Annotated in this window: 1 protein-coding gene; it reads left to right on the top strand. The window is 68.3% G+C overall.

Annotation, left to right across the window (positions count from 1 at the left end):
- Positions 1–1,432, top strand: a 1,432-nt coding sequence (locus ACFVJ3_RS49460; RefSeq protein WP_378459041.1) for an aldehyde dehydrogenase family protein, incomplete at both ends; no start/stop codon positions are given.

The following is a 1,432-nucleotide window of genomic DNA, read 5'->3' as shown; positions in this document are numbered from 1 at the left end:
GTGGTGTCGCGGAGTCCGATCAATGGTGAGGTCATCGGCCGGCTGCAGGCCAGTACCGCGCGCGAGGTCGACGACGCGATCACGTCGGCGGCAAGCGCGTTCGCCGACTGGCGGCTGGTGCCCGCACCGCAACGCGGGGCGGTCGTCGCCCGCCTCGGACAACTACTGACCGAACACAAGCACGACCTCGCATACCTGGTCACCCTCGAGGCCGGCAAGGTCACCTCCGAGGCACTCGGCGAAGTGCAGGAAATGATCGACATCTGCCAGTTCGCGGTCGGACTCTCACGCCAGTTGTACGGCAAGACGATGGCCTCCGAACGGCCGGGACACCGACTGTCGGAGACCTGGCACCCGCTCGGGGTGGTCGGGGTGATCTCGGCATTCAACTTCCCCGTCGCGGTGTGGTCGTGGAACACCGCGATCGCCCTCGTCGCCGGAGACACCGTGGTCTGGAAGCCCTCGGAGATCACCCCGCTCACCGCGCTCGCCTGCGACGCGCTGCTGCGCCGGGCCGCCGCCGACGTCGGCGCCCCCGCCGGCATCCACCACCTGATCCAGGGCACGCGCGAGGTCGGGGAACGACTCGTCGACGATCCCCGCGTCGCCCTGCTCAGCGCCACCGGATCGGTGCGGATGGGCCGCGAGATCGGCCCCCGGGTCGCCGCCCGTTTCGGGCGGAGCCTGCTCGAACTCGGCGGCAACAACGGGGCCGTCGTCACCGAGCACGCCGACCTCGACCTCGCGGTACGCGGCATCGTGTTCTCCGCCGCCGGCACCGCCGGACAGCGGTGCACCAGCCTGCGCCGGCTCATCGTGCACTCCTCCGTCGCCGACGAACTCGTCGACCGCATCAGCAAAGCCTACGAGCAGCTACCCATCGGCAGCCCCCTCGACGAGACCACCCTCGTCGGACCCCTCGTCCACCGGGCGGCGTTCACCGCCTTCGCAGACGCCCTCGCCAAAGCCACAGCCGACGGCGGCGAACTCGTCACCGGCGGCGGAACCCGCTTCGCCGACCAACTCGACGACGCCTACTACGTCGAACCGGCCCTCATCCGGATGCCCGCGCAAACCTCGGTCGTGCACGAGGAAACCTTCGCTCCCATCCTCTACGTGATGACCTACGACGACTTCGAGGACGCGATCGCATTGCACAACGAAGTACCCCAAGGACTGTCGTCGGCGATCTTCACCACCAACCAACGCGAAGCGGAACGATTCCTGTCCGCCGACGGCTCCGACTGCGGCATCGCCAACGTCAACCTCGGCACCTCCGGCGCCGAGATCGGCGGAGCATTCGGCGGCGAGAAGGAAACCGGCGGCGGACGCGAATCCGGCTCCGACGCCTGGAAAACCTACATGCGACGATCCACCAACACCGTCAACTACTCCACCGAACTCCCACTCGCCCAAGGCGTCAACTTCCTCT

The organism is Rhodococcus sp. NPDC127593, from assembly GCF_042671975.1.
Lineage (GTDB): Bacteria > Actinomycetota > Actinomycetes > Mycobacteriales > Mycobacteriaceae > Rhodococcus_F.
This window is presented reverse-complemented; position numbering and strand designations above follow the sequence as displayed.